2 tRNA genes and 2 rRNA genes are annotated in these 3,324 nt (G+C 56.0%); all 4 read left to right on the top strand.

Annotation, left to right across the window (positions count from 1 at the left end):
• The first annotated feature begins 249 nt into the window (after positions 1-249).
• Positions 250-1,794: ribosomal RNA gene (locus ACFO3Q_RS09740) — 16S ribosomal RNA — on the top strand.
• A gap of 105 nt (positions 1,795-1,899) precedes the next feature.
• Positions 1,900-1,975, top strand: a tRNA-Ala gene (locus ACFO3Q_RS09735).
• A gap of 16 nt (positions 1,976-1,991) precedes the next feature.
• Positions 1,992-2,068: transfer RNA gene (locus ACFO3Q_RS09730), tRNA-Ile, on the top strand.
• A gap of 210 nt (positions 2,069-2,278) precedes the next feature.
• A 23S ribosomal RNA gene (locus ACFO3Q_RS09725) occupies positions 2,279-3,324 on the top strand; the annotation flags it as partial.

Below are 3,324 nucleotides of genomic sequence, written 5' to 3'. Positions count from 1 at the left end.
ATCTCATGTATGATGAGCGGCTCCCCGGGGCGAGAGTCGCGGGGCCGGAAGAGGGAAGCGAGAGGCTCCCATGTGGTTGTTCCGGAAGGATCTTTGACAGTGTGCGCAGGTGACTTGTGCGGGCGCCTTGCGGGATGGGAGACACGTCCATCTTGCAGAGCCTGTTCAAGTCGAAACAGCAACGTCAATACTTTCAGTTTTGACCGAGTGAGTCGACGGACGGATTCTGCAGCGTAGAGCTTTAAGCTTTAACTGAAGAGTTTGATCCTGGCTCAGAGTGAACGCTGGCGGCAGGCCTAACACATGCAAGTCGAACGGCAGCACAGGGGAGCTTGCTCCCTGGGTGGCGAGTGGCGGACGGGTGAGGAATGCATCGGAATCTGCCCAGTCGTGGGGGATAACGTAGGGAAACTTACGCTAATACCGCATACGACCTGAGGGTGAAAGTGGGGGCTCGCAAGACCTCACGCGATTGGATGAGCCGATGCCGGATTAGCTAGTTGGCGGGGTAAAGGCCCACCAAGGCGACGATCCGTAGCTGGTCTGAGAGGATGATCAGCCACACTGGGACTGAGACACGGCCCAGACTCCTACGGGAGGCAGCAGTGGGGAATATTGGACAATGGGCGCAAGCCTGATCCAGCCATGCCGCGTGTGTGAAGAAGGCCTTCGGGTTGTAAAGCACTTTTGTACGGGAAGAAAAGCCGCGGGTTAATACCCCGTGGTCATGACGGTACCGTAAGAATAAGCACCGGCTAACTTCGTGCCAGCAGCCGCGGTAATACGAAGGGTGCAAGCGTTACTCGGAATTACTGGGCGTAAAGCGTGCGTAGGCGGTTTGTTAAGTCAGATGTGAAAGCCCCGGGCTCAACCTGGGAATTGCATTTGATACTGGCAGGCTAGAGTGTGGTAGAGGGTGGTGGAATTCCCGGTGTAGCGGTGAAATGCGTAGAGATCGGGAGGAACATCCGTGGCGAAGGCGGCCACCTGGACCAACACTGACGCTGAGGCACGAAAGCGTGGGGAGCAAACAGGATTAGATACCCTGGTAGTCCACGCCCTAAACGATGCGAACTGGACGTTGGGTACAACTTGGTACTCAGTGTCGAAGCTAACGCGTTAAGTTCGCCGCCTGGGGAGTACGGTCGCAAGACTGAAACTCAAAGGAATTGACGGGGGCCCGCACAAGCGGTGGAGTATGTGGTTTAATTCGATGCAACGCGCAGAACCTTACCTGGCCTTGACATCCACGGAACTTTCCAGAGATGGATTGGTGCCTTCGGGAACCGTGAGACAGGTGCTGCATGGCTGTCGTCAGCTCGTGTCGTGAGATGTTGGGTTAAGTCCCGCAACGAGCGCAACCCTTGTCCCTAGTTGCCAGCACGTAATGGTGGGAACTCTAGGGAGACTGCCGGTGACAAACCGGAGGAAGGTGGGGATGACGTCAAGTCCTCATGGCCCTTACGGCCAGGGCTACACACGTACTACAATGGTCGGTACAGAGGGTTGCCAAGGCGCGAGCCGGAGCCAATCCCAGAAAACCGATCTCAGTCCGGATTGGAGTCTGCAACTCGACTCCATGAAGTCGGAATCGCTAGTAATCGCAGATCAGCATTGCTGCGGTGAATACGTTCCCGGGCCTTGTACACACCGCCCGTCACACCATGGGAGTGGGTTGCTCCAGAAGTAGCTAGTCTAACCTTCGGGAGGACGGTTACCACGGAGTGATTCATGACTGGGGTGAAGTCGTAACAAGGTAGCCGTATCGGAAGGTGCGGCTGGATCACCTCCTTTTGAGCAAGGCGGTCCTCGTACCGTAGGGCGCTCGCACAAGACACCTGCATCCAGAGAAAGACAGGCGCGGCCGAGGCTGCGGATGTCGGTTCACCGTCGAATGACGGGGCCATAGCTCAGCTGGGAGAGCACCTGCTTTGCAAGCAGGGGGTCGTCGGTTCGATCCCGACTGGCTCCACCACGGCGAGACACGATTTGGGTCTGTAGCTCAGGTGGTTAGAGCGCACCCCTGATAAGGGTGAGGTCGGTGGTTCGAGTCCTCCCAGACCCACCACTCTGGATGTAGCGCACACGAAGATTAGAAGCATGCGGGCATCGAGGCCCGTGTGATGTTCTTTGAAAATTTGGGACGTAGCGAGCGTTTGAGACGAATGTCCACCAAACGTGTCGTTGAGGCTAAGGCGGGGCCCATAGAGGCCCTAACATTTGAAGTTGTCGTTGATGTTCGCGTCATCGATGACCCCGAGGCGACTTGGGGTTATAGGATCAAGCGAATAAGCGCACACGGTGGATGCCTTGGCGGTCAGAGGCGATGAAGGACGTGGCAGCCTGCGAAAAGCATCGGTGAGTCGGCAGCAGACTATGACCCGGTGATGTCCGAATGGGGAAACCCACCTCTTATGAGGTACTGCATGGTGAATACATAGCCATGCAGGGCGAACGCGGTGAACTGAAATATCTAAGTAACCGTAGGAAAAGAAATCAACCGAGATTCCCTCAGTAGTGACGAGCGAACGGGGATCAGCCCAAAAGTCGATCATGTTTTAGCAAAACGGTCTGGAAAGGCCGGCCATAGACGGTGATAGCCCGGTATGCGAAAGGGCACGATCGATGAAATTGAGTAGGGCGGGGCACGTGAAACCCTGTCTGAACATGGGGGGACCATCCTCCAAGGCTAAATACTCCTGACCGACCGATAGTGAACCAGTACCGTGAGGGAAAGGCGAAAAGAACCCCGGCGAGGGGAGTGAAATAGACCCTGAAACCGTGTGCGTACAAGCAGTAGGAGCTCTTCGGAGTGACTGCGTACCTTTTGTATAATGGGTCAGCGACTTACTGTTCGTGGCGAGCTTAACCGTATAGGGGAGGCGAAGGGAAACCGAGTCTGATAAGGGCGCATAGTCGCGGGCAGTAGACCCGAAACCGGGTGATCTAGCCATGCCCAGGGTGAAGGTCCGGTAACACGGACTGGAGGCCCGAACCCACTCCCGTTGCAAAGGTAGGGGATGAGGTGTGGCTAGGAGTGAAAAGCTAATCGAACCCGGAGATAGCTGGTTCTCCTCGAAAGCTATTTAGGTAGCGCCTCGGACGAATACTGCTGGGGGTAGAGCACTGTTATGGCTAGGGGGTCATTGCGACTTACCAAACCATGGCAAACTCCGAATACCAGCACGTACTATCCGGGAGACACACGGCGGGTGCTAACGTCCGTCGTGAAAAGGGAAACAACCCAGACCCACAGCTAAGGTCCCCAATTTATCGCTCAGTGGTGAACGATGTGGGAAGGCACAGACAGCCAGGAGGTTGGCT

The organism is Coralloluteibacterium thermophilum, assembly GCF_042654365.1.
GTDB classification, from domain to species: Bacteria; Pseudomonadota; Gammaproteobacteria; order Xanthomonadales; family Xanthomonadaceae; genus Coralloluteibacterium; species Coralloluteibacterium thermophilum.
Note: the sequence above shows the minus strand (reverse complement) of the source record. Positions and strands in the feature narration are given on the sequence as shown.